At 41.2% G+C, this 240-nt stretch carries 1 protein-coding gene; it reads left to right on the forward strand.

The window, feature by feature from the left end; genetic code table 11:
* The coding region (locus tag R0J88_RS23100) for a peptidoglycan-binding domain-containing protein (protein WP_410901330.1) at nt 1-240 on the forward strand (240 nt) is incomplete at both ends.

Here is a 240-nt window from a genome sequence, read left to right on the forward strand (position 1 = left end):
CCTGAAACAGAATTAAAAGAAGGAAATGCTTCGGCAGCCGTAAATTCCGCAGAACGCATGCTGGATGCCTTAGGTTATTCTGTTGGAAAAGTGGATGATGAATTTGATCGGGATACGAAAAATGCAGTGATCCAATTCCAAGCAGATCACGAACTAAAACAAACAGGTTCGATCGCTGGGGAAACAACCTATGCGTTAATGGATGCAATAAGAGAAAAAATCGATCAAGAAGATCCTCAT

The sequence above is a fragment of the Pseudoalteromonas sp. SIMBA_162 genome (assembly GCF_046535955.1).
Taxonomy (GTDB): domain Bacteria; phylum Pseudomonadota; class Gammaproteobacteria; order Enterobacterales; family Alteromonadaceae; genus Pseudoalteromonas; species Pseudoalteromonas marina.